We start from the raw sequence: 22,054 nt of genomic DNA, 5'->3' as shown, positions 1-22,054 counted from the left end.
TCTCCTAGGCTACGCACGCTGCCCCGGCCGGGTTGTTCACCAGGCTTTCAAGGGTGGTGCGATCCAATAGTTCGGTGTCCAATTTGATGTAAATGGCCGCCTCATCAGCGACTATCACTGCATCTGTTACCCCTACGACAGCCTTCAGGCGCTCGACCAGACCCGCTTCGCGGATCGCCTCGGGCGACAACGGCAAGCGCAGGCTTGTCACGTAGGGAGGTTCACGCATGGTAACAGCAAAGGCCAGCCAGAGGGCAGCCAGACCGGCGCATCCGAGGAACACAACCGACAAACCGCCGTGCTGGAACAACCAGCCGCCGAGTATCCCGCCCAGTGCCGATCCGAGAAACTGGCTGGTGGAATAAACCCCCATCGCCGTGCCTTTGCCACCTGCCGGTGAAACCTTGCTGATCAGCGACGGCAACGAAGCCTCCAGCAGATTGAACGCGGTGAAGAACACCACTGTACCGATCACCAGAGCCCGCAAGCTGTCGCCGAACTGCCAGAAGAATAGCTCGGTGAGCATCAGTGTCACGACGGCACCGAGTAAAACTCGTTTCATTTTGCGTTTCTTTTCGCCGTAAATAATGAACGGGATCATGGCGAAGAAAGAAATCAGCAGCGCAGTCAGGTACACCCACCAGTGCTGCTCCTTGGGCAGCCCGGCCTTCTCGACCAGTGCCAGCGGCAAGGCGACGAAGCTGGACATCAACATCGCGTGCAACACAAAAATGCCCAGGTCCAGACGCAGCAGGTCCGGGTGCTTGAGCGTCGGGATCAGCGCCTGGCGCGCGACACCGGACTCTCGATGCTGCAACGGGTGGGTGGAGCGCGGCACCATGAACATCACGATCACAATGCCGAAGAGCGCCATGCCACCGGTGGCAAGGAACAGCCCGGACAGCCCGAAGGCACGGGTCAACAGCGGACCGACCACCATGGCCACCGCAAACGACAGGCCGATGGTCATGCCGATCATGGCCATGGCCTTGGTCCGGTGCTGCTCGCGGGTCAGGTCGGACAGCAAGGCCATGACCGCCGCCGAAATCGCCCCGGCGCCCTGCAGGATTCGCCCGGCGATCACACCCCAGATCGAATCGGCATTGGCTGCTAGCAGGCTACCGAGGGCAAAGACGATCAACCCCAGGTAAATCACCGGGCGTCGACCGATGCGGTCGGAAATGAATCCGAACGGAATCTGGAAAATGGCCTGGGTCAGGCCATAAGCGCCAATCGCCAAGCCAATCAGGGCCGGCGTTGCCCCGGCCAGATCCATCCCATAGGTCGCCAGTACCGGCAACACCATGAACATGCCAAGCATACGGAAGGCGAACACCAGGGCCAGACCGCTTGCTGCGCGGGTCTCACCGCCACTCATGCGCTCGCTGTGGGGATCGTGCATGGAAAAACCTCATGTGAACCGGCGGCGATTCTACCAGTCCCATCGATTGGCAGGGTATATCGCGACGCTTTGACGCGCATTGCTGACACAGTCTTCATGTAAGACAGTAACCCTCTCGTTTGATAGTGTGCATCCATCCAGTATTTGGCCGTATACTCCTACGTTTTCGACGCCCGCCGAGCGAGGCCACCTTGGACAAGATCCTGATTCGTGGGGCTCGAACCCACAACCTGAAGAACATCGACCTGACCCTGCCACGGGACAAGCTGATTGTCATCACCGGCCTGTCCGGCTCCGGCAAGTCGTCCCTGGCTTTCGACACCCTGTACGCCGAAGGTCAGCGCCGCTACGTCGAATCGCTGTCGGCCTATGCCCGGCAATTTCTGTCGATGATGGAAAAGCCTGACGTCGACACCATCGAAGGCCTGTCGCCGGCGATCTCCATCGAACAGAAATCCACCTCGCACAACCCGCGTTCGACGGTCGGCACCATTACCGAAATCTACGACTACCTGCGCCTGCTGTATGCACGCGTGGGTATTCCGCGCTGCCCGGATCACGACATCCCGCTGGAAGCGCAGACCGTCAGCCAGATGGTCGACCTGGTCCTCGCCGAACCGGAGGGCAGCAAGCTGATGCTGCTGGCTCCGGTTATCCGCGAGCGCAAGGGCGAGCACCTGTCGGTTTTCGAAGAACTGCGCGCCCAAGGGTTCGTCCGTGCCCGGATCAACGGCAAGCTTTACGAGCTGGACGAAGCACCCAAGCTCGACAAGCAGAAAAAACATTCCATCGATGTCGTGGTCGACCGCTTCAAGGTTCGCGCCGACCTGCAACAACGCCTGGCCGAATCCTTCGAGACCGCGCTGAAGCTGGCAGACGGCATCGCCCTGGTGGCACCGATGGATGACGAACCGGGTGAAGAGATGATCTTCTCCGCACGCTTCGCCTGCCCGATCTGCGGCCACGCGATCAGCGAACTGGAACCCAAGCTGTTCTCCTTCAACAACCCGGCCGGCGCTTGCCCGACCTGCGATGGTCTAGGGGTCAAGCAGTTCTTCGACATCAAGCGCCTGGTCAATGGCGAGCTGACCCTGGCCGAAGGGGCGATTCGTGGCTGGGATCGGCGTAATGTCTATTACTTCCAGATGCTCGGCTCGCTGGCTTCCCACTACAAATTCAGTCTTGAGGTTCCGTTCAACGAACTCCCTGCCGATCAGCAGAAATTCATCCTGCATGGCAGCGGCTCGCAAAACGTCGACTTCAAATACCTGAACGACCGTGGGGATATCGTCAAACGCTCGCATCCGTTCGAAGGCATCGTGCCGAACCTGGAGCGACGCTACCGCGAGACCGAATCGGCGTCGGTACGTGAAGAGCTGGCCAAGTTCCTCAGCACCCAAGCCTGCCCGGACTGCCGCGGCACCCGCCTGCGGCGTGAGGCGCGGCACGTGTGGGTCGGCGAGAAAACCCTGCCGGCGGTGACCAACCTGCCGATAGGCGATGCGTCCGATTATTTTGGCGGGCTCAAGCTCACCGGCCGACGTGGCGAGATTGCCGACAAGATCCTCAAGGAAATCCGCGAGCGCCTGCAGTTCCTGGTCAACGTCGGCCTCGATTATCTGTCGCTGGATCGCAGTGCGGACACCTTGTCCGGTGGCGAGGCCCAGCGTATCCGTCTGGCCAGCCAGATTGGCGCCGGCTTGGTGGGCGTTCTGTACATCCTCGACGAACCCTCCATCGGCCTGCATCAGCGCGATAACGACCGTTTGCTGGGCACCCTCAAGCACCTGCGCGATATCGGCAACACGGTGATCGTGGTCGAGCACGACGAAGACGCCATTCGCCTGGCCGACTACGTGGTGGACATCGGCCCGGGCGCTGGCGTGCACGGCGGGCATATCGTCGCCGAAGGCACACCGGCCGAGGTCATGGCGCATCCGGACTCGCTGACGGGCAAATACCTGTCGGGCCGGGTGAAGATCAAAGTCCCGGCCAAACGCACGCCGCGCAACAAGAAGCTGACGCTGTCGCTCAAGGGCGCGCGCGGCAACAACCTGCGCAATGTCGATCTGGAGATTCCGATTGGCCTGCTGACCTGTGTGACCGGCGTATCCGGCTCAGGCAAGTCGACACTGATCAACAACACGCTGTTCCCTTTGAGCGCTACAACGCTGAATGGCGCCACTACCCTTGAAGCGGCCGCCCACGACAGCATCAAGGGCCTTGAGCACCTGGACAAGGTCGTCGACATCGACCAGAGCCCGATCGGTCGCACACCTCGCTCCAACCCGGCGACCTACACCGGGTTGTTTACACCGATCCGCGAATTGTTCGCTGGCGTGCCGGAATCCCGCTCCCGCGGCTACGGGCCGGGGCGCTTCTCCTTCAACGTCAAGGGCGGGCGTTGCGAAGCCTGCCAGGGCGACGGCCTGATCAAGGTGGAGATGCACTTCCTGCCGGACATCTACGTGCCGTGCGACGTGTGCAAGAGCAAGCGCTACAACCGAGAAACCCTGGAGATCAAGTACAAGGGCAAGAGCATCCACGAAACCCTCGAGATGACCATCGAGGAAGCACGGGAGTTCTTCGATGCCGTACCGGCCCTGGCGCGCAAGCTGCAAACATTGATGGACGTCGGCCTGTCGTACATCAAGCTGGGGCAATCGGCGACCACGCTCTCCGGTGGTGAAGCCCAGCGGGTGAAACTCTCCCGCGAGCTTTCCAAACGCGATACCGGCAAGACCCTGTACATCCTCGATGAACCGACCACCGGGCTGCACTTCGCGGACATCCAACAACTGCTGGACGTGTTGCATCGCCTGCGCGACCACGGCAACACCGTGGTGGTGATCGAACACAACCTGGACGTGATCAAGACCGCTGACTGGCTGGTGGACCTGGGACCGGAAGGCGGTTCCAAGGGCGGGCAGATCATTGCCGTCGGCACGCCGGAGGAAGTGTCAGAGATGACGCAATCCCATACCGGTTATTACCTCAAGCCGCTGCTGGAGCGTGATCGGGCTTGACCGGGCGCCATGAAAAAGCCCCTGTCATTTCATCAATGACAGGGGCTTTTTTGTTGCTGCTGTGTAGGAGCGAGCTTGCTCGCGATGGTCGTGAACGATAACGCAGGTATTTTGGATAACTGCGGCGCCTTCAGATTCATCGCGAGCAAGCTCGCTCCTACACAAGCCGCTGTTGGAGCGTGATCGGACACCATGAAAAAGCCCCTGTCATTTCATCAATGACAGGGGCTTTTTCGTTTCTGCTGAATCAGGCGTGGGACTGCAGGTAGTTCTCGAGCCCGATCAGCTTGATCAGCCCCAACTGCTTTTCGAGCCAATAGGTGTGATCTTCTTCAGTGTCATGCAATTGAACCCGTAGCATTTCGCGGCTGACATAGTCCTTGTGCTGCTCGCATAGCTTGATGCCTTTGCACAGCGCGGCACGGACCTTGTATTCCAGGCGCAAATCCGCTTCGAGCATCTCGGTCACCGTGGTGCCGACATCGAGATCGTCCGGACGCATGCGCGGCGTGCCTTCGAGCATCAGAATCCGGCGCATCAGGGCATCGGCGTGCCCTGCTTCTTCTTCCATCTCGTGGTTGATTCGTTCGTAGAGCTTGGTGAAACCCCAGTCCTCATACATCCGCGAGTGGACGAAATATTGATCACGCGCGGCCAGTTCGCCGGTCAGCAACGTGTTGAGGTAATCGATCACATCCGGGTGGCCTTGCATCGCCCTACATCTCCCTGCTTGAAAGTTGTAGTTTGAACCAACATCCCCATATCGTCACCCGAAAGCCGCAATAAAAGCGAAGATATTCTGAGAAAACCAGCTGAAATAACGCAAAAACCGCCCAAACAAGGGCGGTTCTGCTTCTCATTTAGACTTCGTTAAGCTGTACGTTGAGCAGCTTTGCGATTGCTTCTCCATACGCCGGGTCGGCCTTGAAGAAATGCTGCAACTGGCGATCAACCACATCACTCGACACTCCCGCCATCGCACCGGCGATGTTACTGACCAGCAATGATTTCTGCTCTTCAGACATCAAGCGGAACAACGCGCCGGCGTGACTGTAGTAATCAGTATCTTCACGGTGGTCGTAACGATCGGCGGCACCACTGAGGGCCAACGCGGGCTCTGCGTAACGAGGCGCCTGCTTCGGTGACTCGACGTAGCTGTTTGGCTCGTAGTTCGGCGCTGCGCCCCCGTTACCTCCAAAGGCCATCGAACCGTCGCGCTGGTAAGTATTGACCGGGCTGCGAGGCGCGTTCACCGGCAGTTGCTGGTGGTTGGTACCGACGCGGTAGCGGTGAGCATCCGCGTAGGCGAACACCCGACCTTGCAACATGCGATCCGGCGAGAGACCAACCCCTGGAACCATATTGCTAGGACCGAACGCCGCTTGCTCGACTTCCGCGAAGTAGTTCTGCGGATTGCGATTGAGCTCCAGCTCTCCGACTTCAATCAGTGGAAACTCTTTCTGCGACCAGGTCTTGGTGACATCAAACGGATTCTCGTAGTGCGCCGCCGCCTGAGCCTCACTCATGATCTGAATGCACACGCTCCATTTTGGAAAGTCACCGCGCTCGATGGCATTGAACAAGTCGCGCTGGGCGTAATCCGGATCAGTACCCGCCAGGCGCGCAGCCTCGGCCGGAGCCAGGTTCTTGATCCCCTGTTTGGTCTTGTAGTGCCACTTAACCCAGTGACGCTCACCTTGAGCGTTGATAAGGCTGTAAGTGTGGCTGCCAAAGCCGTGCATGTGACGATACCCGTCAGGAATACCCCGGTCGGAGAACAGGATGGTGACCTGGTGCAGCGCCTCAGGCGAATGCGACCAGAAGTCCCACATCATCTGGGCGCTCTTCAGGTTGCTTTGCGGCAAGCGCTTCTGGGTGTGGATAAAGTCTGGAAACTTCAGTGGATCGCGAATGAAGAATACTGGTGTGTTGTTGCCGACGATGTCCCAGTTGCCTTCCTCGGTGTAAAACTTCAAGGCAAACCCGCGCGGATCGCGCTCGGTATCGGCCGAACCACGCTCACCACCTACGGTGGAAAACCGCAGGAACGTGGGGGTCTGCTTGCCGACTGCGTCAAACAACCTGGCACTGGTGTATTGAGTGATATCGCGCGTCACGGTGAACGTACCGTAAGCCCCCGAGCCTTTGGCGTGCACACGGCGCTCAGGGATGTTTTCACGGTTAAAATGGGCAAGCTTCTCGATCAGGTGAAAGTCGTCGAGCAGCAGCGGGCCCCGAGGGCCGGCGGAACGGGAATTCTGGTTATCGGCAACAGGAGCGCCGCTGGCGGTGGTTAGCGTTGTGTTCTGGCTCATGCGATCTTCCTTCCTCTGTCGGTCTTGAACTGCCGGCTATCGGCTGAGAGGGAGTATTGATCATCAATATGACAGCTACAAATTCATTAACCTGCAGACATCGATAGAGAAAAACTAATGATCATCCCCATCACATCATGACGATGTGAACGAAGGAGACGCTTGTACAAACGATGCATTTCTTACAGGCACAAAAAACCGGGCACTAGGCCCGGTTCTTTGTTTCAGACTGACGTCTTACTCGGCAGATACAGCTTCGCCGGCAGTAGCACGATCAACCAACTCGACGTACGCCATAGGCGCGTTGTCGCCAGCGCGGAAACCGCACTTGAGGATGCGCAGGTAGCCACCCTCACGGGTAGCGTAACGCTTGCCCAGGTCGTTGAAGAGCTTACCAACGATAGCTTTCGAACGAGTACGGTCGAAAGCCAGACGACGGTTAGCAACGCTGTCTGTCTTGGCCAGAGTGATCAGCGGCTCGGCAACGCGGCGCAGTTCTTTGGCTTTTGGCAGAGTAGTTTTGATCAGCTCGTGCTCGAACAGCGACACCGCCATGTTTTGGAACATGGCCTTGCGGTGCGAGCTGGTGCGGCTCAGGTGACGACCACTTTTACGATGACGCATGGTTCATTCCTTACCAAACACTACGTTCGGTGATTACGACGATCAGGCAGTCGCCTTGTCGTCCTTCTTAAGACTTGCAGGCGGCCAGTTGTCGAGGCGCATGCCGAGGGACAGACCGCGGGAGGCCAGAACGTCCTTGATTTCAGTCAAGGATTTCTTGCCCAGGTTCGGAGTCTTCAACAGTTCCACTTCGGTACGCTGAATCAGGTCACCGATGTAGTAAATGTTTTCCGCCTTAAGGCAGTTAGCCGAACGTACAGTCAGTTCCAGATCGTCAACCGGGCGAAGCAGGATCGGATCGATCTCGTCTTCCTGCTCGACAACCACTGGCTCACTGTCACCCTTGAGGTCGACGAACGCAGCCAACTGCTGTTGCAGGATGGTTGCAGCACGGCGAATCGCCTCTTCAGGATCCAGGGTACCGTTGGTTTCCAGATCAATAACCAGCTTGTCCAGGTTAGTACGCTGCTCGACACGGGCGTTTTCCACCACGTATGCGATACGGCGAACCGGGCTGAACGAAGAGTCAAGCTGCAAGCGACCGATGCTGCGGCTTTCGTCTTCATCGCTCTGACGCGAGTCTGCCGGTTCATAACCACGACCACGAGCTACTACGAGCTTCATGTTCAGGGCGCCGTTAGACGCCAGGTTAGCGATTACGTGATCGGGGTTAACGATCTCGACATCATGATCCAGCTGAATATCGGCAGCGGTAACCACCCCCGAACCCTTCTTCGACAAGGTCAGCGTAACTTCGTCACGGCCGTGCAGCTTGATAGCCAGACCTTTAAGGTTCAACAGGATTTCAATTACGTCTTCCTGTACACCTTCGATGGCGCTGTACTCGTGGAGCACACCGTCAATCTCGGCCTCGACTACTGCACAGCCGGGCATTGAGGACAACAGGATGCGGCGCAGCGCGTTGCCCAGGGTGTGGCCAAAGCCACGCTCGAGAGGCTCGAGAGTGATCTTGGCGCGGGTTGGACTGACAACCTGCACATCAATGTGGCGGGGTGTCAGGAACTCATTTACCGAAATCTGCATGGATGCACCTATTTTCTAGCCCTTACTTGGAGTAGAGCTCGACAATCAGGCTTTCGTTGATGTCGGCGGACAGATCACTGCGAGCTGGAACGTTCTTGAAAACGCCCGACTTCTTCTCAGTGTCTACTTCTACCCATTCTACGCGGCCACGTTGGGCACACAGATCGAGAGCTTGGACAATGCGAAGTTGGTTTTTTGCTTTCTCGCGAACTGCAACCACGTCACCAGCACGAACCTGGTAGGACGGAACGTTAACGGTCTGACCGTTTACGCTGATCGACTTGTGCGATACCAGCTGACGGGATTCGGCACGAGTCGAACCAAAGCCCATACGGTATACAACGTTGTCCAGACGGCATTCGAGCAGTTGCAGCAGGTTTTCACCAGTTGCACCTTTCTTGCCAGCAGCTTCTTTGTAGTAGCCGCTGAATTGACGCTCGAGAACGCCGTAGATACGACGGACCTTCTGCTTTTCACGCAGTTGGGTGCCGTAGTCGGACTGGCGACCGCGGCGTTGGCCGTGGATACCAGGTGCTGCTTCAATGTTGCACTTCGATTCGATCGCGCGCACGCCGCTCTTCAGGAAGAGATCGGTGCCTTCGCGACGAGCGAGTTTGCATTTTGGACCAATGTAACGAGCCATTCTTTACAATCTCCTGGATTACACGCGGCGCTTCTTCGGCGGACGGCACCCGTTGTGCGGGATTGGCGTCACGTCGGTGATGCTGGCGATCTTGTAGCCACAGCCGTTCAAAGCGCGGACTGCGGATTCACGACCTGGACCTGGACCTTTGACGTTGACGTCGAGGTTTTTCAGGCCGTATTCCAGCGCAGCTTGACCAGCACGTTCAGCAGCTACCTGAGCAGCGAACGGGGTGGACTTGCGGGAACCGCGGAAACCCGAACCACCGGAGGTAGCCCAGGAAAGAGCGTTACCTTGACGGTCGGTGATGGTCACGATGGTGTTGTTAAAAGATGCATGGATGTGGGCGATGCCATCAACCACTGTCTTTTTAACTTTTTTACGAGGACGAGCAGCAGGTTTTGCCATGATTAAATTCCTGTCGATTCGCTGGGGCGATTACTTGCGGATCGGCTTACGCGGACCTTTACGGGTACGCGCGTTGGTCTTGGTACGCTGACCGCGTACTGGCAGACCACGACGATGACGCAGACCGCGATAGCAACCGAGGTCCATCAAGCGCTTGATTTTCATGTTGATTTCGCGACGCAGGTCACCTTCAGTGGTGAACTTCGCCACTTCGCCACGCAGCTGTTCAATTTGCTCGTCGCTCAGATCCTTGATCTTTGCGGCTGGGTTTACCCCAGTCTCTGCACAAATTTTCTGTGCAGTAGTGCGACCAACACCATAGATGTAGGTCAGCGAGATAACAGTATGCTTGTTATCTGGAATGTTAACGCCTGCAATACGGGCCATTCAGTGGGACTCCAATTGACAGCTACCTACGCCCCGGAAGCCAAGAAATAGGGCGCGAGATAATATCGCTGTAATAACAAATAATCAACCCGGCAGCGCACTAGCTGCCGGGCTTGAAGCACAATCACACTCAGCCTTGGCGCTGTTTGTGACGCGGTTCCGCGCTGCAAATTACTCGAACAACACCTTCGCGGCGAATAATCTTGCAGTTACGGCACAGCTTTTTCACCGATGCACGAACTTTCATCACCAACTCCTCGAACCTTATGGGTCAGCGCAGCATGCCGCTGCCGTAACCCTTCAGGTTGGCTTTCTTCATCAGGGATTCGTACTGGTGCGAAACGAGGTGCGATTGTACTTGGGACATGAAGTCCATCACAACCACGACCACGATCAGCAACGAGGTCCCGCCAAGGTAGAACGGTACGTTGGCTGCAACCACCAGGAACTGGGGCAACAGGCAGACGGCCGTCATGTAAAGAGCACCGAACATGGTCAAGCGAGTCAGAACGCCATCAATGTAGCGCGCAGACTGCTCACCTGGACGGATGCCCGGAATAAAGGCACCGGACTTCTTCAGGTTTTCCGCTACGTCTTTCGGATTGAACATCAACGCCGTATAGAAGAAGCAGAAGAAAATAATCCCTGCACTAAACAGCAGAATATTCAACGGCTGACCAGGAGCGATCGACTGCGAGATGTCCTGCAACCAGCCCATACCTTCAGACTGACCGAACCAGGCACCCAACGAAGCCGGGAACAGCAAAATGCTGCTCGCGAAAATAGCCGGAATAACACCGGCCATGTTCACCTTCAGCGGCAAGTGGCTAGTCTGCGCGGCAAAGACCTTGCGGCCCTGCTGACGCTTGGCGTAGTGAACAGCGATACGACGCTGACCACGCTCAATGAACACCACGAAACCGATAATCGCTACTGCCAGCAAACCGATGGCAACCAGGGCAAAGATGTTGATATCACCCTGACGCGCAGACTCGAAAGACTGCCCGATCGCTCTCGGAAGACCGGCGACGATACCCGAAAAAATCAACATCGAGATACCGTTGCCAACACCACGCTCAGTAATCTGCTCACCCAGCCACATCATGAACATCGCACCAGCCACAAACGTGGATACCGCGACGAAATGGAAGCCAAAGTCACCAGTGAACGCAACGCCCTGCCCCGCCAGACCAATGGACATGCCAATGGCCTGGACGAGAGCTAGGACGACAGTGCCGTAGCGGGTGTACTGGCTGATCTTGCGACGGCCAGCTTCACCTTCCTTCTTCAACTGCTCCAGCTGCGGGCTGACGGCGGTCATCAGTTGCATGATGATCGATGCCGAGATGTACGGCATGATCCCCAGTGCAAAGATGCTCATCCGTTCCAGCGCGCCGCCGGAAAACATGTTGAACAAGCTAAGAATGGTCCCCTCATTCTGTCGAAACAGGTCCGCGAGTCGGTCCGGGTTGATACCTGGAACCGGGATGTGTGCGCCTATTCGGTAGACGATAATCGCCAGGAACAGAAAACGCAGACGAGCCCAGAGTTCAGACATACCGCCTTTGCCGAGCGCAGAGAGAGCACCTTGCTTAGCCATTTATTCCTCGAACTTGCCGCCAGCTGCTTCGATAGCCGCACGCGCACCTTTGGTGGCGCCGATTCCCTTGCCGATAGTGACAGCGCGAGTCACTTCACCGGACAGCATGATTTTCACACGCTGTACGTTGACGTTGATCACGTTGGCATCTTTCAGGGACTGCACGGTGACGATGTCGCCTTCCACTTTGGCCAGCTCGGACAGACGCACTTCTGCGCGGTCCATGGCTTTCAGGGAAACGAAACCGAACTTCGGCAGGCGACGATGCAGCGGCTGTTGACCGCCTTCAAAGCCTGGAGCAATGGTGCCACCGGAGCGAGAGGTCTGACCTTTGTGACCACGGCCACCAGTCTTACCCAAACCGCTACCGATACCACGGCCCGGACGATGCTTTTCGCGACGGGAACCCGGCGCTGGACTCAGATCATTGAGTTTCATCGATTAACCCTCGACACGCAGCATGTAGTAAGCCTTGTTGATCATCCCGCGATTCTCGGGAGTATCCTGGACTTCTACAGTGTGACCGATGCGACGCAGACCCAGACCCTTAACGCACAGTTTGTGGTTAGGGATGCGGCCGGTCATGCTTTTGATCAGCGTAACTTTTACGGTAGCCATGATCAGAAGATCTCCTTGACGCTTTTGCCACGCTTGGCGGCAATGGATTCAGGAGACTGCATTGCTTTCAAACCCTTGAAAGTGGCGTGAACCACGTTTACCGGGTTAGTCGAGCCGTAGCACTTGGCCAGAACGTTCTGAACGCCAGCAACTTCGAGGACAGCACGCATAGCGCCGCCAGCGATGATACCGGTACCTTCAGAAGCAGGCTGCATGTACACCTTCGAAGCGCCGTGAGCGGACTTCATTGCGTACTGCAGAGTGGTGCCGTTCAGATCAACCTGGATCATGTTGCGGCGAGCAGCTTCCATTGCCTTCTGGATCGCAGCAGGCACTTCACGCGACTTGCCACGGCCGAAGCCAACACGGCCTTTACCATCACCAACCACGGTCAACGCGGTGAAAGTGAAGATACGGCCGCCTTTAACGGTTTTGGCTACGCGGTTAACTTGAACCAGCTTCTCGATGTAGCCTTCGTCGCGCTTTTGGTCGTTATTTGACATAACTTAGAACTCCAGCCCAGCTTCACGAGCAGCATCAGCCAGCGCTTTAACGCGGCCGTGGTACTTGAAGCCAGAGCGGTCGAAAGCCACCTGCGAGACGCCAGCGGCCTTAGCACGCGTAGCGACCAGCTGGCCAACCTTAGTGGCCGCGTCGATGTTGCCGGTGGCACCATCACGCAGTTCTTTATCCAAAGTCGAGGCGCTTGCCAGGACTTTGTTGCCGTCGGCCGAAATGACCTGGGCGTAGATGTGCTGCGAAGAGCGGAACACGCAGAGACGCACGACTTCGAGTTCGTGCATTTTCAGGCGTGCTTTGCGAGCGCGACGCAGTCGAGTAACTTTTTTGTCGGTCATTTGCTATGCCCTACTTCTTCTTGGCTTCTTTACGACGGACGACTTCGTCCGCGTAGCGCACACCTTTGCCTTTGTACGGCTCTGGTGGACGGAAGTCGCGGATCTCGGCGGCCACTTGACCTACCAGCTGCTTGTCGATGCCCTTGATCAGGATATCGGTCTGGCTAGGAGTCTCAGCGGTGATGCCTTCCGGCAGTTCGTAATCCACTGGGTGCGAGAAGCCAAGAGCCAGGTTCAGCACTGTGCCTTTTGCTTGCGCTTTGTAACCAACACCGACCAGCTGGAGCTTGCGCTCGAAGCCTTGGCTTACGCCTTGGACCATGTTGTTTACCAACGCACGAGTGGTACCAGCCATTGCGCGAGTCTGTTGATCGCCATTGCGAGCAGCGAAACGCAGCTCACCAGCTTCTTCAACGATCTCAACGGACGAATGGATGTTCAGTTCGAGAGTGCCCTTGGCACCCTTCACCGAAAGCTGTTGGCCTGCGAATTTTACTTCGACACCGGCTGGCAGCTTAACGGGGTTCTTAGCGACGCGAGACATGCTTATCCCCCCTTAGAACACAGTGCAAAGAACTTCGCCGCCGACACCGGCAGCGCGCGCAGCACGATCAGTCATCACACCCTTGTTGGTGGAGACGATAGACACACCGAGACCGCCACGAACTTTTGGCAGATCATCGACGGACTTGTACTGACGCAGGCCTGGACGGCTAACGCGCTTCACTTCTTCGATAACCGGACGGCCTTCGAAGTACTTCAGCTCGATGGACAGCAGTGGCTTGATTTCGCTGCTGATCTGATAACCCGCAATGTAACCTTCGTCCTTCAGGACTTTGGCAACAGCTACCTTCAACGTGGAAGATGGCATGCTTACGACGGACTTTTCAGCCATCTGGGCATTACGGATACGAGTTAGCATGTCCGCTAACGGGTCCTGCATACTCATGGGCTAGACGCTCCTAATACAAAAAAATTAGCCTTGCGGCTATTACGTGTCGCCGAGAATCTCCGGGCATGAAAAACACGGGCTCAGGCGAGCCGGGTATTCTAGACACACCCCAGAAATGAATCAAGCCCCAAAAGGGGCTTGATCCAGATTCAAGGCCACCGGTGGTCAGGATCTTGCGACCCTGGACACCGAGACTTTGACAGTACTTACCAGCTGGCTTTAACCAGACCCGGTACGTCACCACGCATTGCCGCTTCACGCAGTTTGTTACGGCCGAGGCCGAACTTGCGGTAAACGCCGTGTGGACGACCGGTCAGGCGGCAGCGGTTACGCATGCGCGAAGCGCTTGCGTCACGTGGCTGCTTCTGCAGAGCAACTGTAGCTTCCCAACGCGCTTCTGGACTTGCGTTCAGATCAACGATGATAGCTTTCAGTGCTGCACGCTTCTTGGCGTACTTGGCAACCGTGAGCTGACGCTTCAGCTCGCGGTTTTTCATGCTCATCTTGGCCATGGTCCTACTCCAATCAGTTGCGGAACGGGAATTTGAATGCACGCAGCAGAGCGCGGCCTTCATCATCGTTCTTGGCAGTGGTGGTCAGGGTGATGTCCAGACCGCGGAGAGCATCGATCTTGTCGTAGTCGATTTCCGGGAAGATGATCTGCTCTTTCACGCCCATGCTGTAGTTGCCACGACCATCGAAGGACTTGGCATTCAGGCCGCGGAAGTCGCGAACCCGAGGCAGGGAGATCGACAGCAGACGATCCAGGAACTCGTACATACGCTCACGGCGCAGGGTCACTTTGACGCCGATCGGCCAACCTTCACGGACTTTAAAGCCAGCGATGGATTTGCGAGCGTAGGTCACAACGACTTTCTGGCCGGTGATCTTTTCCAGGTCGGCAACAGCGTGCTCGATGACTTTTTTGTCGCCGATCGCTTCGCCAAGACCCATGTTCAGGGTGATTTTGGTAACGCGCGGAACTTCCATCACGTTCGAAAGCTTAAGTTCTTCCTTAAGTTTCGGAGCAATTTCCTTCCGGTAAATCTCTTTTAGTCGTGCCATGGTCTCATCTACCTAGCAGTGTTCAAGCATCAACCGCTTTTTGGGTCGACTTGAAGACACGAATTTTCTTGCCGTCTTCTACTTTGAAACCAACGCGGTCAGCCTTGTTGGTTTCGCCGTTGAAAATGGCGACGTTAGAAGCATCCAGTGGAGCTTCTTTTTCGACGATACCGCCCTGCACGCCCGACATCGGGTTAGGCTTGGTATGACGCTTGACCAGGTTCAGACCACCAATAACCAAACGGTTGTTAGCGAGAACCTTAAGCACCTTACCGCGCTTACCTTTGTCTTTGCCGGCGATCACGATGATCTCGTCGTCACGACGAATCTTTTGCATGTCGGATCTCCTTACAGCACTTCTGGGGCGAGCGAGACGATCTTCATGAACTTCTCAGTACGAAGTTCACGGGTCACTGGCCCAAAGATACGGGTGCCGATCGGCTCTTGCTTGTTGTTCAGAAGAACAGCAGCGTTGCCATCAAAGCGGATAATGGAGCCATCAGCACGACGTACGCCGTGACGAGTGCGGACTACAACAGCAGTCATCACTTGGCCTTTTTTCACTTTACCGCGAGGAATTGCTTCCTTGACGGTAACTTTGATGATGTCACCGATACCAGCGTAACGACGATGGGAGCCACCCAGCACCTTGATGCACATAACGCGGCGAGCGCCGCTGTTATCGGCCACATCGAGCATGGATTGAGTCTGAATCATATAATTTCTCCGACCCCTAGTCCTTAGACTTCCACAGCGCGTTCGAGAACATCAACCAGCGCCCAAGACTTGGTCTTGGCCAAAGGACGAGTTTCACGAATAGTGACTTTGTCGCCGATGTGGCACTGATTGGTTTCGTCGTGCGCGTGCAGCTTAGTCGAACGCTTAACGTATTTACCGTAGATCGGGTGCTTAACGCGACGCTCGATCAGAACGGTGATGGTTTTGTCCATCTTGTCGCTGACAACACGGCCAGTCAGCGTACGGACAGTCTTTTCGGCTTCAGCCATGATCACTTACCTGCCTGCTGGTTGAGCACAGTCTTCACGCGAGCGATGTCACGCTTAACTTGCGAGAGCAGATGAGACTGCCCCAACTGGCCAGTTGCTTTCTGCATACGCAGATTGAACTGGTCGCGCAGCAAGCCGAGCAGTTGCTCGTTCAGCTGCTGTGCGGATTTTTCACGAAGTTCATTCGCTTTCATCACATCACCGTCCGTTTAACAAAGGAGGTGGCGAGCGGCAGCTTTGCAGCAGCCAGGGCGAAAGCCTCACGCGCCAGCTCTTCAGAAACACCCTCGATTTCATACAGGACTTTGCCTGGCTGAATCTGGGCTACCCAGTATTCCACGTTACCCTTACCTTTACCCATCCGAACCTCGAGAGGTTTTTTGGAGATCGGCTTGTCCGGGAATACACGGATCCAGATCTTGCCGCCACGTTTTACGTGACGGGTCAGAGCACGACGCGCTGACTCGATCTGACGAGCGGTGAGACGACCACGAGCAACAGACTTCAGCGCGAACTCGCCGAAGCTGACTTTGCTACCGCGCAATGCCAGGCCACGGTTGTGACCAGTCATTTGCTTGCGGAACTTCGTACGCTTTGGTTGCAACATTTGGCGTACCCCTTACTTAGCAGCTTTTTTACGAGGCGCTGGTGCTTGTGGTTTCAGTTCTTCTTGGCGACCACCAATTACTTCGCCTTTGAAGATCCAAACCTTTACACCGATCACACCGTAAGTGGTGTGAGCTTCGTAGTTGGCATAGTCGATGTCGGCACGCAGGGTGTGCAATGGCACACGACCTTCGCGATACCATTCAGTACGTGCGATTTCAGCACCGCCGAGACGACCGCTCACTTGGATTTTGATGCCTTTGGCACCAATGCGCATGGCGTTCTGTACAGCGCGCTTCATAGCGCGACGGAACATTACGCGACGCTCCAGCTGCTGAGCTACGCTCTGCGCAACCAGCATACCGTCGAGCTCCGGCTTGCGGATCTCTTCGATATTGATGTGCACAGGCACACCCATTTGCTTGGTCAGGTCCTGACGCAGTTTCTCAACATCTTCACCTTTCTTCCCGATAACGATACCTGGACGAGCGGTGTGGATGGTGATGCGTGCAGTTTGGGCCGGACGATGGATATCGATACGGCTTACGGACGCGCTTTTTAGTTTGTCTTGGAGGTACTCACGCACATTCAGATCTGCGAGCAAATAGTCCGCATAAGTCCGACCGTCTGCGTACCAGACGGAGGTGTGCTCCTTGACGATTCCCAGGCGAATGCCAATGGGATGTACTTTCTGACCCATCTCTTCGACTCCGTTACTTGTCAGCAACCTTGACAGTGATATGGCAAGACCGCTTGACGATGCGATCAGCACGGCCTTTGGCACGTGGCATGATGCGCTTCAGCGAACGCCCTTCGTTGACGAAAACAGTGCTGACCTTCAGGTCATCAACGTCTGCGCCTTCGTTATGCTCGGCGTTGGCTACGGCCGACTCCAGCACTTTCTTCATGATCTCGGCGGCTTTCTTACTGCTGAAAGCCAACAGGTTGAGCGCTTCGCCCACCTTCTTCCCGCGGATCTGGTCGGCGACCAAGCGGGCTTTCTGGGCGGAGATTCGAGCGCCCGACAACTTAGCGGCTACTTCCATTTCCTAACCCCTTAACGCTTGGCTTTCTTGTCTGCCACGTGCCCGCGATAAGTGCGGGTACCGGCGAACTCGCCCAGTTTGTGGCCGACCATGTCTTCGTTCACAAGAACTGGGACGTGCTGACGACCGTTGTGTACTGCGATGGTCAGACCGACCATTTGTGGCAGGATCATCGAACGACGCGACCAGGTTTTCACCGGTTTGCGATCGTTCTTTTCCGCCGCCACTTCGATCTTCTTCAGTAGGTGAAGATCGATAAAAGGACCTTTTTTCAGAGAACGTGGCACTGTCGTATCCCTCTATTTACTTGCGACGACGGACGATCATTTTGTCGGTACGCTTATTACCACGAGTCTTCGCGCCCTTAGTCGGGAAGCCCCATGGCGATACCGGATGACGACCACCAGAGGTACGACCTTCACCACCACCATGTGGGTGGTCAACCGGGTTCATGGCAACACCACGAACGGTTGGGCGAACGCCACGCCAGCGTTTGGCACCAGCTTTACCCAGCGAACGCAGGCTGTGCTCGGAGTTCGAGACTTCGCCCAGGGTCGCACGGCATTCAGCCAGGACTTTACGCATTTCACCGGAACGCAGACGCAGGGTAACGTACACACCTTCACGAGCGATCAGCTGAGCCGAAGCACCAGCGGAACGAGCGATCTGTGCGCCTTTACCTGGCTTCAGTTCGATGCCGTGTACGGTAGAACCGACTGGAATGTTGCGCAGTTGCAGAGCGTTGCCTGGCTTGATTGGAGCCAGGGCACCTGCGATCAGCGTGTCGCCAGCACTCACGCCTTTAGGGGCGATGATGTAGCGGCGCTCGCCGTCTGCGTAGCAGAGCAGTGCGATGTGAGCAGTACGGTTTGGATCGTATTCGATACGCTCGACAGTGGCGACGATGCCATCTTTGTCGTTGCGACGGAAATCGACCATACGGTAATGCTGCTTATGACCACCACCGATGTGACGAGTGGTAATACGGCCATTGTTGTTACGACCACCAGTCTTCGATTTCTTCTCGAGCAGCGGTGCGTGAGGAGCGCCTTTATGCAGCTCCTGGTTGACCACCTTGACCACAAAACGGCGGCCAGGGGAAGTCGGTTTGCATTTAACGATTGCCATGATGCACCCCTTCCTTACTCAGCACTGCTGCTGAAATCGAGATCTTGGCCTGGCTGAAGGGAGATAACTGCCTTCTTCCAGTCATTACGCTTGCCCAGACCGCGAGCAGTGCGCTTGCTCTTACCCAGAACATTCAGGGTAGTAACACGCTCTACTTTCACGCTGAACAGGCTTTCGACGGCCTTCTTGATTTCCAGCTTGGTTGCATCGGTAGCAACCTTGAAAACGAACTGGCCTTTCTTGTCTGCCAGAACCGTAGCCTTCTCGGAAACGTGCGGGCCAAGCAGAACTTTAAATACGCGTTCCTGGTTCATCCCAGCAGCTCCTCGAATTTCTTCACGGCCGACACGGTGATCAACACCTTGTCGTATGCGATCAGACTAACTGGATCGGAACCTTGCACGTCACGTACATCTACGTGTGGCAGGTTACGAGCAGCCAGGTACAGGTTCTGATCAACAGCGTCCGACACGATCAGAACGTCGGTCAGGCTCATGTTGTTCAGCTTGCCCAGCAGGTCTTTGGTTTTCGGCGTTTCAACGGCGAAATCCTGAACCACGACCAGACGATCAGTACGCACCAGCTCAGCAAGGATGGAACGCATTGCTGCGCGGTACATCTTCTTGTTCAGCTTCTGGGAGTGATCCTGAGGACGAGCTGCGAAAGTGGTACCGCCGCCACGCCAGATTGGGCTACGGATAGTACCGGCACGAGCGCGGCCAGTACCTTTCTGACGCCATGGGCGCTTGCCGCCACCACGAACGTCGGAACGGGTCTTTTGCTGCTTGCTACCTTGACGGCCGCCGGCCATGTAGGCCACGACTGCTTGGTGAACCAGCGTCTCGTTGAATTCGCCGCCAAATGTCAGTTCGGAAACTTCGATCGCTTGAGCGTCATTTACATTTAATTGCATGTCAGCTTCCCCTTAACCGCGAGCCTTGGCTGCTGGACGTACAACCAAGTTGCCGCCAGTAGCGCCAGGAACAGCGCCCTTGACCAACAACAGATTGCGTTCAGCGTCCACGCGCACTACTTCGAGGGACTGCACGGTCACGCGCTCAGCGCCCATATGACCGGACATTTTTTTGCCCTTGAATACACGACCAGGAGTCTGGCACTGGCCGATAGAGCCTGGAACGCGGTGGGATACGGAGTTACCGTGGGTGTTATCTTGCCCGCGGAAATTCCAACGCTTGATCGTACCCTGGAAGCCTTTACCCTTGGACTGACCGGTTACATCAACCAGTTGACCAGCGGCGAAGATTTCAGCGTTGATCAGATCGCCGGCCTGGTACTCGCCTTCTTCAAGGCGGAATTCCATTACGGTACGACCAGCGGCAACGTTCGCTTTAGCGAAGTGACCAGCCTGAGCTGCTGTTACACGCGAAGCACGACGCTCGCCGACAGTGACTTGCACTGCACGATAGCCATCGGTTTCTTCAGTTTTGAACTGGGTGACGCGATTCGGCTCGATCTCAATGACCGTGACCGGAATGGAGACACCTTCTTCGGTGAAAATACGGGTCATACCCGCTTTACGACCGACTACACCAATAGTCATGTTGTAAACCTCATGAGTGTACGGGGCTTTCACCCGCTATGGCCGCCCATTTCAGAGCGTTACACGACTAAGACCGAGTCTTAGCCGAGGCTGATCTGCACTTCCACACCGGCCGCAAGATCAAGCTTCATAAGAGCATCAACGGTTTTATCCGTTGGCTGGACGATGTCCAGAACGCGCTTATGAGTACGGATCTCGTACTGGTCACGCGCGTCTTTGTTGACGTGCGGGGAGACCAGAACGGTGAACCGCTCTTTACGGGTAGGCAGTGGAATTGGACCACGCACTTGAGCACCAGTACGTTTCGCGGTTTCCACGATTTCCTGGGTGGATTGGTCGATCAGGCGATGGTCGAAAGCCTTCAACCTGATACGGATTTGCTGATTTTGCATTGGATTTCAGACTCCGGCTGCTATTCCCACCGAGCGCAATACGCCCGTTAAAAGGAGGCGCAATTCTATAGACGCCCCAGATAGGTGTCAACCCAATAAAAAAGCCCCCGCTGAGCGGGGGCTTTTTCAAAGCATCGAAGCTATCTCAAAAGAGAAGCTTACTCGATGATTTTGGCTACGACGCCAGCGCCGACGGTACGACCGCCTTCACGGATAGCGAAACGCAGACCGTCTTCCATCGCGATGGTTTTGATCAGGGTAACAGTCATCTGAATGTTGTCACCTGGCATTACCATTTCAACGCCTTCTGGCAGCTCGCAGTTACCAGTCACGTCAGTAGTACGGAAGTAGAACTGTGGACGGTAGCCTTTGAAGAACGGAGTGTGACGGCCGCCTTCTTCCTTGCTCAGAACGTAAACTTCTGCGGTGAACTTGGTGTGCGGCTTAACCGAACCTGGCTTAACCAGAACCTGGCCACGCTCAACGTCGTCACGCTTGGTACCACGCAGCAGAACGCCGCAGTTCTCGCCAGCACGACCTTCGTCGAGCAGCTTGCGGAACATTTCAACACCGGTGCAGGTGGTGGTGGTGGTGTCACGCAGACCAACGATTTCCAGTGCATCTTGAACGCGAACGATACCGCGCTCGATACGACCAGTCACAACAGTACCACGACCCGAGATCGAGAATACGTCTTCGATTGGCATCAGGAATGGCTTGTCGATAGCACGCTCTGGCTCTGGGATGTAGGTATCCAGAGTTTCAACCAGCTTGCGAACAGCGCTGGTGCCCATTTCGTTATCGTCTTTGCCTTCCAGAGCCATACGAGCCGAACCGATGATGATCGGAGTGTCGTCGCCTGGGAAGTCGTAGGTGGACAGCAGGTCGCGAACTTCCATCTCAACCAGTTCCAGCAGCTCAGCGTCGTCTACCAGGTCAGCCTTGTTCAGGAAGACCACGATGTACGGAACGCCTACCTGACGGGACAGCAGGATGTGCTCACGGGTTTGTGGCATCGGACCATCAGCGGCCGAGCAAACCAGGATCGCGCCGTCCATCTGGGCAGCACCGGTGATCATGTTCTTCACGTAGTCAGCGTGACCTGGGCAGTCAACGTGAGCGTAGTGACGAATGTTCGAGTTGTACTCGACGTGCGCGGTGTTGATGGTGATACCGCGAGCTTTTTCTTCTGGCGCGCTGTCGATTTTATCGAATTCAACTACGGCCGAACCGAAAACTTCGGAGCAGACGCGAGTCAGAGCTGCGGTCAGAGTGGTTTTACCGTGGTCAACGTGACCGATGGTGCCAACGTTGACGTGCGGTAGGGAACGATCAAATTTTTCTTTAGCCACGACAATTAACTCCTTGCCTAA

33 protein-coding genes are annotated in these 22,054 nt (G+C 56.1%); 1 reads left to right on the top strand and 32 read right to left on the bottom strand.

The annotated features are described in order from the left end of the window. Positions 1-4: 4 nt before the first annotated feature. A complete protein-coding gene (locus ACEN8Q_RS26260) occupies positions 5-1,402 on the bottom strand; it encodes an MFS transporter (protein WP_413426435.1) in 1,398 nt (465 codons plus the stop codon). Between the two features lie 191 nt (positions 1,403-1,593). On the opposite strand from ACEN8Q_RS26260, the gene uvrA reads away from it, so the two are divergent. After that, positions 1,594-4,428 (top strand): excinuclease ABC subunit UvrA, encoded by a 2,835-nt coding sequence (uvrA, locus tag ACEN8Q_RS26255; RefSeq protein ID WP_413703934.1) that lies wholly within the window; start codon positions 1,594-1,596, stop codon positions 4,426-4,428. 247 nt (positions 4,429-4,675) lie between these two features. On the opposite strand, the gene bfr is transcribed toward uvrA, so the two are convergent. From bfr to tuf, 31 genes are all read right to left on the bottom strand, one after another. Continuing rightward, positions 4,676-5,140, bottom strand: coding sequence for a bacterioferritin (gene bfr / locus ACEN8Q_RS26250; RefSeq protein ID WP_007970123.1), 465 nt, complete (start codon positions 5,138-5,140; stop codon positions 4,676-4,678). 148 nt (positions 5,141-5,288) lie between these two features. Further along, the gene (locus ACEN8Q_RS26245) at positions 5,289-6,743 is read right to left on the bottom strand and encodes a catalase (RefSeq protein WP_413426431.1); all 1,455 of its coding nucleotides are present in this window, start codon (positions 6,741-6,743) and stop codon (positions 5,289-5,291) included. A 237-nt stretch (positions 6,744-6,980) separates the two neighbouring features. After that, on the bottom strand, positions 6,981-7,367 hold the full coding sequence (gene rplQ / locus ACEN8Q_RS26240) for a 50S ribosomal protein L17 (RefSeq protein ID WP_007970429.1): 387 nt from the start codon (positions 7,365-7,367) through the stop codon (positions 6,981-6,983). Between the two features lie 42 nt (positions 7,368-7,409). Further along, positions 7,410-8,411 (bottom strand): DNA-directed RNA polymerase subunit alpha, encoded by a 1,002-nt coding sequence (locus ACEN8Q_RS26235; RefSeq protein WP_007970428.1) that lies wholly within the window; start codon positions 8,409-8,411, stop codon positions 7,410-7,412. A 22-nt stretch (positions 8,412-8,433) separates the two neighbouring features. Next, positions 8,434-9,054, bottom strand: a complete 621-nt coding sequence (rpsD, locus tag ACEN8Q_RS26230) for a 30S ribosomal protein S4 (protein WP_003176404.1) — start codon at positions 9,052-9,054, stop codon at positions 8,434-8,436. Positions 9,055-9,072: 18 nt separating this feature from the next. Then, the gene (gene rpsK / locus ACEN8Q_RS26225) at positions 9,073-9,462 is read right to left on the bottom strand and encodes a 30S ribosomal protein S11 (protein ID WP_002555466.1); all 390 of its coding nucleotides are present in this window, start codon (positions 9,460-9,462) and stop codon (positions 9,073-9,075) included. 30 nt (positions 9,463-9,492) lie between these two features. Continuing rightward, entirely contained in the window at positions 9,493-9,849 is a 357-nt protein-coding gene (rpsM, locus tag ACEN8Q_RS26220; RefSeq protein WP_009045849.1) for a 30S ribosomal protein S13, read from the bottom strand. A gap of 130 nt (positions 9,850-9,979) precedes the next feature. Then, positions 9,980-10,096 carry a 50S ribosomal protein L36 gene (rpmJ, locus tag ACEN8Q_RS26215; RefSeq protein ID WP_002555468.1) on the bottom strand — a complete coding sequence of 39 codons (117 nt, stop codon included), beginning with the start codon at positions 10,094-10,096 and terminating at the stop codon, positions 9,980-9,982. A 24-nt stretch (positions 10,097-10,120) separates the two neighbouring features. Continuing rightward, the gene (secY, locus tag ACEN8Q_RS26210) at positions 10,121-11,449 is read right to left on the bottom strand and encodes a preprotein translocase subunit SecY (RefSeq protein WP_003228718.1); all 1,329 of its coding nucleotides are present in this window, start codon (positions 11,447-11,449) and stop codon (positions 10,121-10,123) included. Beyond that, the gene (gene rplO / locus ACEN8Q_RS26205; protein ID WP_003228720.1) at positions 11,450-11,887 is read right to left on the bottom strand and encodes a 50S ribosomal protein L15; all 438 of its coding nucleotides are present in this window, start codon (positions 11,885-11,887) and stop codon (positions 11,450-11,452) included. Positions 11,888-11,890: 3 nt separating this feature from the next. Next, positions 11,891-12,067 (bottom strand): 50S ribosomal protein L30, encoded by a 177-nt coding sequence (rpmD, locus tag ACEN8Q_RS26200; RefSeq protein ID WP_003176408.1) that lies wholly within the window; start codon positions 12,065-12,067, stop codon positions 11,891-11,893. Positions 12,068-12,069: 2 nt separating this feature from the next. Next, positions 12,070-12,570, bottom strand: a complete 501-nt coding sequence (gene rpsE, locus ACEN8Q_RS26195; protein ID WP_003186035.1) for a 30S ribosomal protein S5 — start codon at positions 12,568-12,570, stop codon at positions 12,070-12,072. A gap of 3 nt (positions 12,571-12,573) precedes the next feature. Then, positions 12,574-12,924, bottom strand: coding sequence for a 50S ribosomal protein L18 (gene rplR, locus ACEN8Q_RS26190; protein ID WP_003186037.1), 351 nt, complete (start codon positions 12,922-12,924; stop codon positions 12,574-12,576). A 10-nt stretch (positions 12,925-12,934) separates the two neighbouring features. Beyond that, positions 12,935-13,468: a 50S ribosomal protein L6 gene (gene rplF / locus ACEN8Q_RS26185; RefSeq protein ID WP_003176412.1), complete on the bottom strand. Its 534-nt coding sequence runs from the start codon at positions 13,466-13,468 to the stop codon at positions 12,935-12,937. A 12-nt stretch (positions 13,469-13,480) separates the two neighbouring features. Continuing rightward, positions 13,481-13,873 carry a 30S ribosomal protein S8 gene (gene rpsH, locus ACEN8Q_RS26180; protein WP_003186040.1) on the bottom strand — a complete coding sequence of 131 codons (393 nt, stop codon included), beginning with the start codon at positions 13,871-13,873 and terminating at the stop codon, positions 13,481-13,483. A 209-nt stretch (positions 13,874-14,082) separates the two neighbouring features. Next, complete coding sequence (gene rpsN, locus ACEN8Q_RS26175; RefSeq protein ID WP_003176414.1) at positions 14,083-14,388, bottom strand: 30S ribosomal protein S14; 306 nt, start codon at positions 14,386-14,388, stop codon at positions 14,083-14,085. Between the two features lie 13 nt (positions 14,389-14,401). Next, complete coding sequence (gene rplE / locus ACEN8Q_RS26170) at positions 14,402-14,941, bottom strand: 50S ribosomal protein L5 (RefSeq protein ID WP_003210069.1); 540 nt, start codon at positions 14,939-14,941, stop codon at positions 14,402-14,404. Between the two features lie 22 nt (positions 14,942-14,963). Then, positions 14,964-15,278 carry a 50S ribosomal protein L24 gene (gene rplX, locus ACEN8Q_RS26165; protein ID WP_003176416.1) on the bottom strand — a complete coding sequence of 105 codons (315 nt, stop codon included), beginning with the start codon at positions 15,276-15,278 and terminating at the stop codon, positions 14,964-14,966. A gap of 11 nt (positions 15,279-15,289) precedes the next feature. Next, positions 15,290-15,658, bottom strand: a complete 369-nt coding sequence (gene rplN / locus ACEN8Q_RS26160) for a 50S ribosomal protein L14 (protein WP_002555479.1) — start codon at positions 15,656-15,658, stop codon at positions 15,290-15,292. Positions 15,659-15,681: 23 nt separating this feature from the next. Further along, positions 15,682-15,948 carry a 30S ribosomal protein S17 gene (gene rpsQ, locus ACEN8Q_RS26155; protein WP_003176419.1) on the bottom strand — a complete coding sequence of 89 codons (267 nt, stop codon included), beginning with the start codon at positions 15,946-15,948 and terminating at the stop codon, positions 15,682-15,684. Between the two features lie 2 nt (positions 15,949-15,950). Further along, entirely contained in the window at positions 15,951-16,142 is a 192-nt protein-coding gene (gene rpmC, locus ACEN8Q_RS26150) for a 50S ribosomal protein L29 (RefSeq protein WP_002555481.1), read from the bottom strand. Beyond that, entirely contained in the window at positions 16,142-16,555 is a 414-nt protein-coding gene (rplP, locus tag ACEN8Q_RS26145; RefSeq protein ID WP_003228729.1) for a 50S ribosomal protein L16, read from the bottom strand. The genes rpmC and rplP overlap by 1 nt, the downstream gene beginning before the upstream one ends. 12 nt (positions 16,556-16,567) lie before the next feature. Then, positions 16,568-17,254, bottom strand: a complete 687-nt coding sequence (rpsC, locus tag ACEN8Q_RS26140) for a 30S ribosomal protein S3 (RefSeq protein WP_007970424.1) — start codon at positions 17,252-17,254, stop codon at positions 16,568-16,570. A gap of 13 nt (positions 17,255-17,267) precedes the next feature. Next, positions 17,268-17,600 carry a 50S ribosomal protein L22 gene (gene rplV, locus ACEN8Q_RS26135; protein ID WP_003103908.1) on the bottom strand — a complete coding sequence of 111 codons (333 nt, stop codon included), beginning with the start codon at positions 17,598-17,600 and terminating at the stop codon, positions 17,268-17,270. A gap of 11 nt (positions 17,601-17,611) precedes the next feature. Further along, positions 17,612-17,887, bottom strand: coding sequence for a 30S ribosomal protein S19 (gene rpsS / locus ACEN8Q_RS26130; RefSeq protein ID WP_002555486.1), 276 nt, complete (start codon positions 17,885-17,887; stop codon positions 17,612-17,614). 16 nt (positions 17,888-17,903) lie between these two features. Continuing rightward, complete coding sequence (gene rplB / locus ACEN8Q_RS26125; protein WP_008018194.1) at positions 17,904-18,728, bottom strand: 50S ribosomal protein L2; 825 nt, start codon at positions 18,726-18,728, stop codon at positions 17,904-17,906. A gap of 14 nt (positions 18,729-18,742) precedes the next feature. After that, positions 18,743-19,042, bottom strand: a complete 300-nt coding sequence (gene rplW / locus ACEN8Q_RS26120; RefSeq protein ID WP_002555488.1) for a 50S ribosomal protein L23 — start codon at positions 19,040-19,042, stop codon at positions 18,743-18,745. After that, entirely contained in the window at positions 19,039-19,641 is a 603-nt protein-coding gene (gene rplD, locus ACEN8Q_RS26115; protein WP_003228735.1) for a 50S ribosomal protein L4, read from the bottom strand. The genes rplW and rplD overlap by 4 nt, the downstream gene beginning before the upstream one ends. 12 nt (positions 19,642-19,653) lie before the next feature. Next, positions 19,654-20,289 carry a 50S ribosomal protein L3 gene (rplC, locus tag ACEN8Q_RS26110; RefSeq protein ID WP_007955641.1) on the bottom strand — a complete coding sequence of 212 codons (636 nt, stop codon included), beginning with the start codon at positions 20,287-20,289 and terminating at the stop codon, positions 19,654-19,656. A gap of 80 nt (positions 20,290-20,369) precedes the next feature. Beyond that, positions 20,370-20,681: a 30S ribosomal protein S10 gene (gene rpsJ, locus ACEN8Q_RS26105; RefSeq protein WP_003186070.1), complete on the bottom strand. Its 312-nt coding sequence runs from the start codon at positions 20,679-20,681 to the stop codon at positions 20,370-20,372. A gap of 158 nt (positions 20,682-20,839) precedes the next feature. Then, positions 20,840-22,033 carry an elongation factor Tu gene (tuf, locus tag ACEN8Q_RS26100; RefSeq protein WP_008018195.1) on the bottom strand — a complete coding sequence of 398 codons (1,194 nt, stop codon included), beginning with the start codon at positions 22,031-22,033 and terminating at the stop codon, positions 20,840-20,842. Between the last annotated feature and the right edge of the window lie 21 nt (positions 22,034-22,054).

This window comes from Pseudomonas sp. Pseusp16 (genome assembly GCF_047324915.1).
GTDB classification, from domain to species: Bacteria; Pseudomonadota; Gammaproteobacteria; order Pseudomonadales; family Pseudomonadaceae; genus Aquipseudomonas; species Aquipseudomonas fluorescens_CD.
Note: the sequence above shows the minus strand (reverse complement) of the source record. Positions and strands in the feature narration are given on the sequence as shown.

What these genes read in the sequence shown, in the direction of transcription:
- ACEN8Q_RS26260 (WP_413426435.1), bottom strand. Translation starts at nt 1,402, where the DNA reads ATGCACGATCCCCACAGCGAGCGCATGAGTGGCGGTGAGACCCGCGCA.
- bfr (WP_007970123.1), bottom strand. Translation starts at nt 5,140, where the DNA reads ATGCAAGGCCACCCGGATGTGATCGATTACCTCAACACGTTGCTGACC.
- ACEN8Q_RS26245 (WP_413426431.1), bottom strand. Translation starts at nt 6,743, where the DNA reads ATGAGCCAGAACACAACGCTAACCACCGCCAGCGGCGCTCCTGTTGCC.
- rplQ (WP_007970429.1), bottom strand. Translation starts at nt 7,367, where the DNA reads ATGCGTCATCGTAAAAGTGGTCGTCACCTGAGCCGCACCAGCTCGCAC.
- ACEN8Q_RS26235 (WP_007970428.1), bottom strand. Translation starts at nt 8,411, where the DNA reads ATGCAGATTTCGGTAAATGAGTTCCTGACACCCCGCCACATTGATGTG.
- rpsD (WP_003176404.1), bottom strand. Translation starts at nt 9,054, where the DNA reads ATGGCTCGTTACATTGGTCCAAAATGCAAACTCGCTCGTCGCGAAGGC.
- rpsK (WP_002555466.1), bottom strand. Translation starts at nt 9,462, where the DNA reads ATGGCAAAACCTGCTGCTCGTCCTCGTAAAAAAGTTAAAAAGACAGTG.
- rpsM (WP_009045849.1), bottom strand. Translation starts at nt 9,849, where the DNA reads ATGGCCCGTATTGCAGGCGTTAACATTCCAGATAACAAGCATACTGTT.
- rpmJ (WP_002555468.1), bottom strand. Translation starts at nt 10,096, where the DNA reads ATGAAAGTTCGTGCATCGGTGAAAAAGCTGTGCCGTAACTGCAAGATT.
- secY (WP_003228718.1), bottom strand. Translation starts at nt 11,449, where the DNA reads ATGGCTAAGCAAGGTGCTCTCTCTGCGCTCGGCAAAGGCGGTATGTCT.
- rplO (WP_003228720.1), bottom strand. Translation starts at nt 11,887, where the DNA reads ATGAAACTCAATGATCTGAGTCCAGCGCCGGGTTCCCGTCGCGAAAAG.
- rpmD (WP_003176408.1), bottom strand. Translation starts at nt 12,067, where the DNA reads ATGGCTACCGTAAAAGTTACGCTGATCAAAAGCATGACCGGCCGCATC.
- rpsE (WP_003186035.1), bottom strand. Translation starts at nt 12,570, where the DNA reads ATGTCAAATAACGACCAAAAGCGCGACGAAGGCTACATCGAGAAGCTG.
- rplR (WP_003186037.1), bottom strand. Translation starts at nt 12,924, where the DNA reads ATGACCGACAAAAAAGTTACTCGACTGCGTCGCGCTCGCAAAGCACGC.
- rplF (WP_003176412.1), bottom strand. Translation starts at nt 13,468, where the DNA reads ATGTCTCGCGTCGCTAAGAACCCCGTTAAGCTGCCAGCCGGTGTCGAA.
- rpsH (WP_003186040.1), bottom strand. Translation starts at nt 13,873, where the DNA reads ATGAGTATGCAGGACCCGTTAGCGGACATGCTAACTCGTATCCGTAAT.
- rpsN (WP_003176414.1), bottom strand. Translation starts at nt 14,388, where the DNA reads ATGGCCAAGATGAGCATGAAAAACCGCGAGCTGAAGCGTCAGCTCACG.
- rplE (WP_003210069.1), bottom strand. Translation starts at nt 14,941, where the DNA reads ATGGCACGACTAAAAGAGATTTACCGGAAGGAAATTGCTCCGAAACTT.
- rplX (WP_003176416.1), bottom strand. Translation starts at nt 15,278, where the DNA reads ATGCAAAAGATTCGTCGTGACGACGAGATCATCGTGATCGCCGGCAAA.
- rplN (WP_002555479.1), bottom strand. Translation starts at nt 15,658, where the DNA reads ATGATTCAGACTCAATCCATGCTCGATGTGGCCGATAACAGCGGCGCT.
- rpsQ (WP_003176419.1), bottom strand. Translation starts at nt 15,948, where the DNA reads ATGGCTGAAGCCGAAAAGACTGTCCGTACGCTGACTGGCCGTGTTGTC.
- rpmC (WP_002555481.1), bottom strand. Translation starts at nt 16,142, where the DNA reads ATGAAAGCGAATGAACTTCGTGAAAAATCCGCACAGCAGCTGAACGAG.
- rplP (WP_003228729.1), bottom strand. Translation starts at nt 16,555, where the DNA reads ATGTTGCAACCAAAGCGTACGAAGTTCCGCAAGCAAATGACTGGTCAC.
- rpsC (WP_007970424.1), bottom strand. Translation starts at nt 17,254, where the DNA reads ATGGGTCAGAAAGTACATCCCATTGGCATTCGCCTGGGAATCGTCAAG.
- rplV (WP_003103908.1), bottom strand. Translation starts at nt 17,600, where the DNA reads ATGGAAGTAGCCGCTAAGTTGTCGGGCGCTCGAATCTCCGCCCAGAAA.
- rplB (WP_008018194.1), bottom strand. Translation starts at nt 18,728, where the DNA reads ATGGCAATCGTTAAATGCAAACCGACTTCCCCTGGCCGCCGTTTTGTG.
- rplW (WP_002555488.1), bottom strand. Translation starts at nt 19,042, where the DNA reads ATGAACCAGGAACGCGTATTTAAAGTTCTGCTTGGCCCGCACGTTTCC.
- rplD (WP_003228735.1), bottom strand. Translation starts at nt 19,641, where the DNA reads ATGCAATTAAATGTAAATGACGCTCAAGCGATCGAAGTTTCCGAACTG.
- rplC (WP_007955641.1), bottom strand. Translation starts at nt 20,289, where the DNA reads ATGACTATTGGTGTAGTCGGTCGTAAAGCGGGTATGACCCGTATTTTC.
- rpsJ (WP_003186070.1), bottom strand. Translation starts at nt 20,681, where the DNA reads ATGCAAAATCAGCAAATCCGTATCAGGTTGAAGGCTTTCGACCATCGC.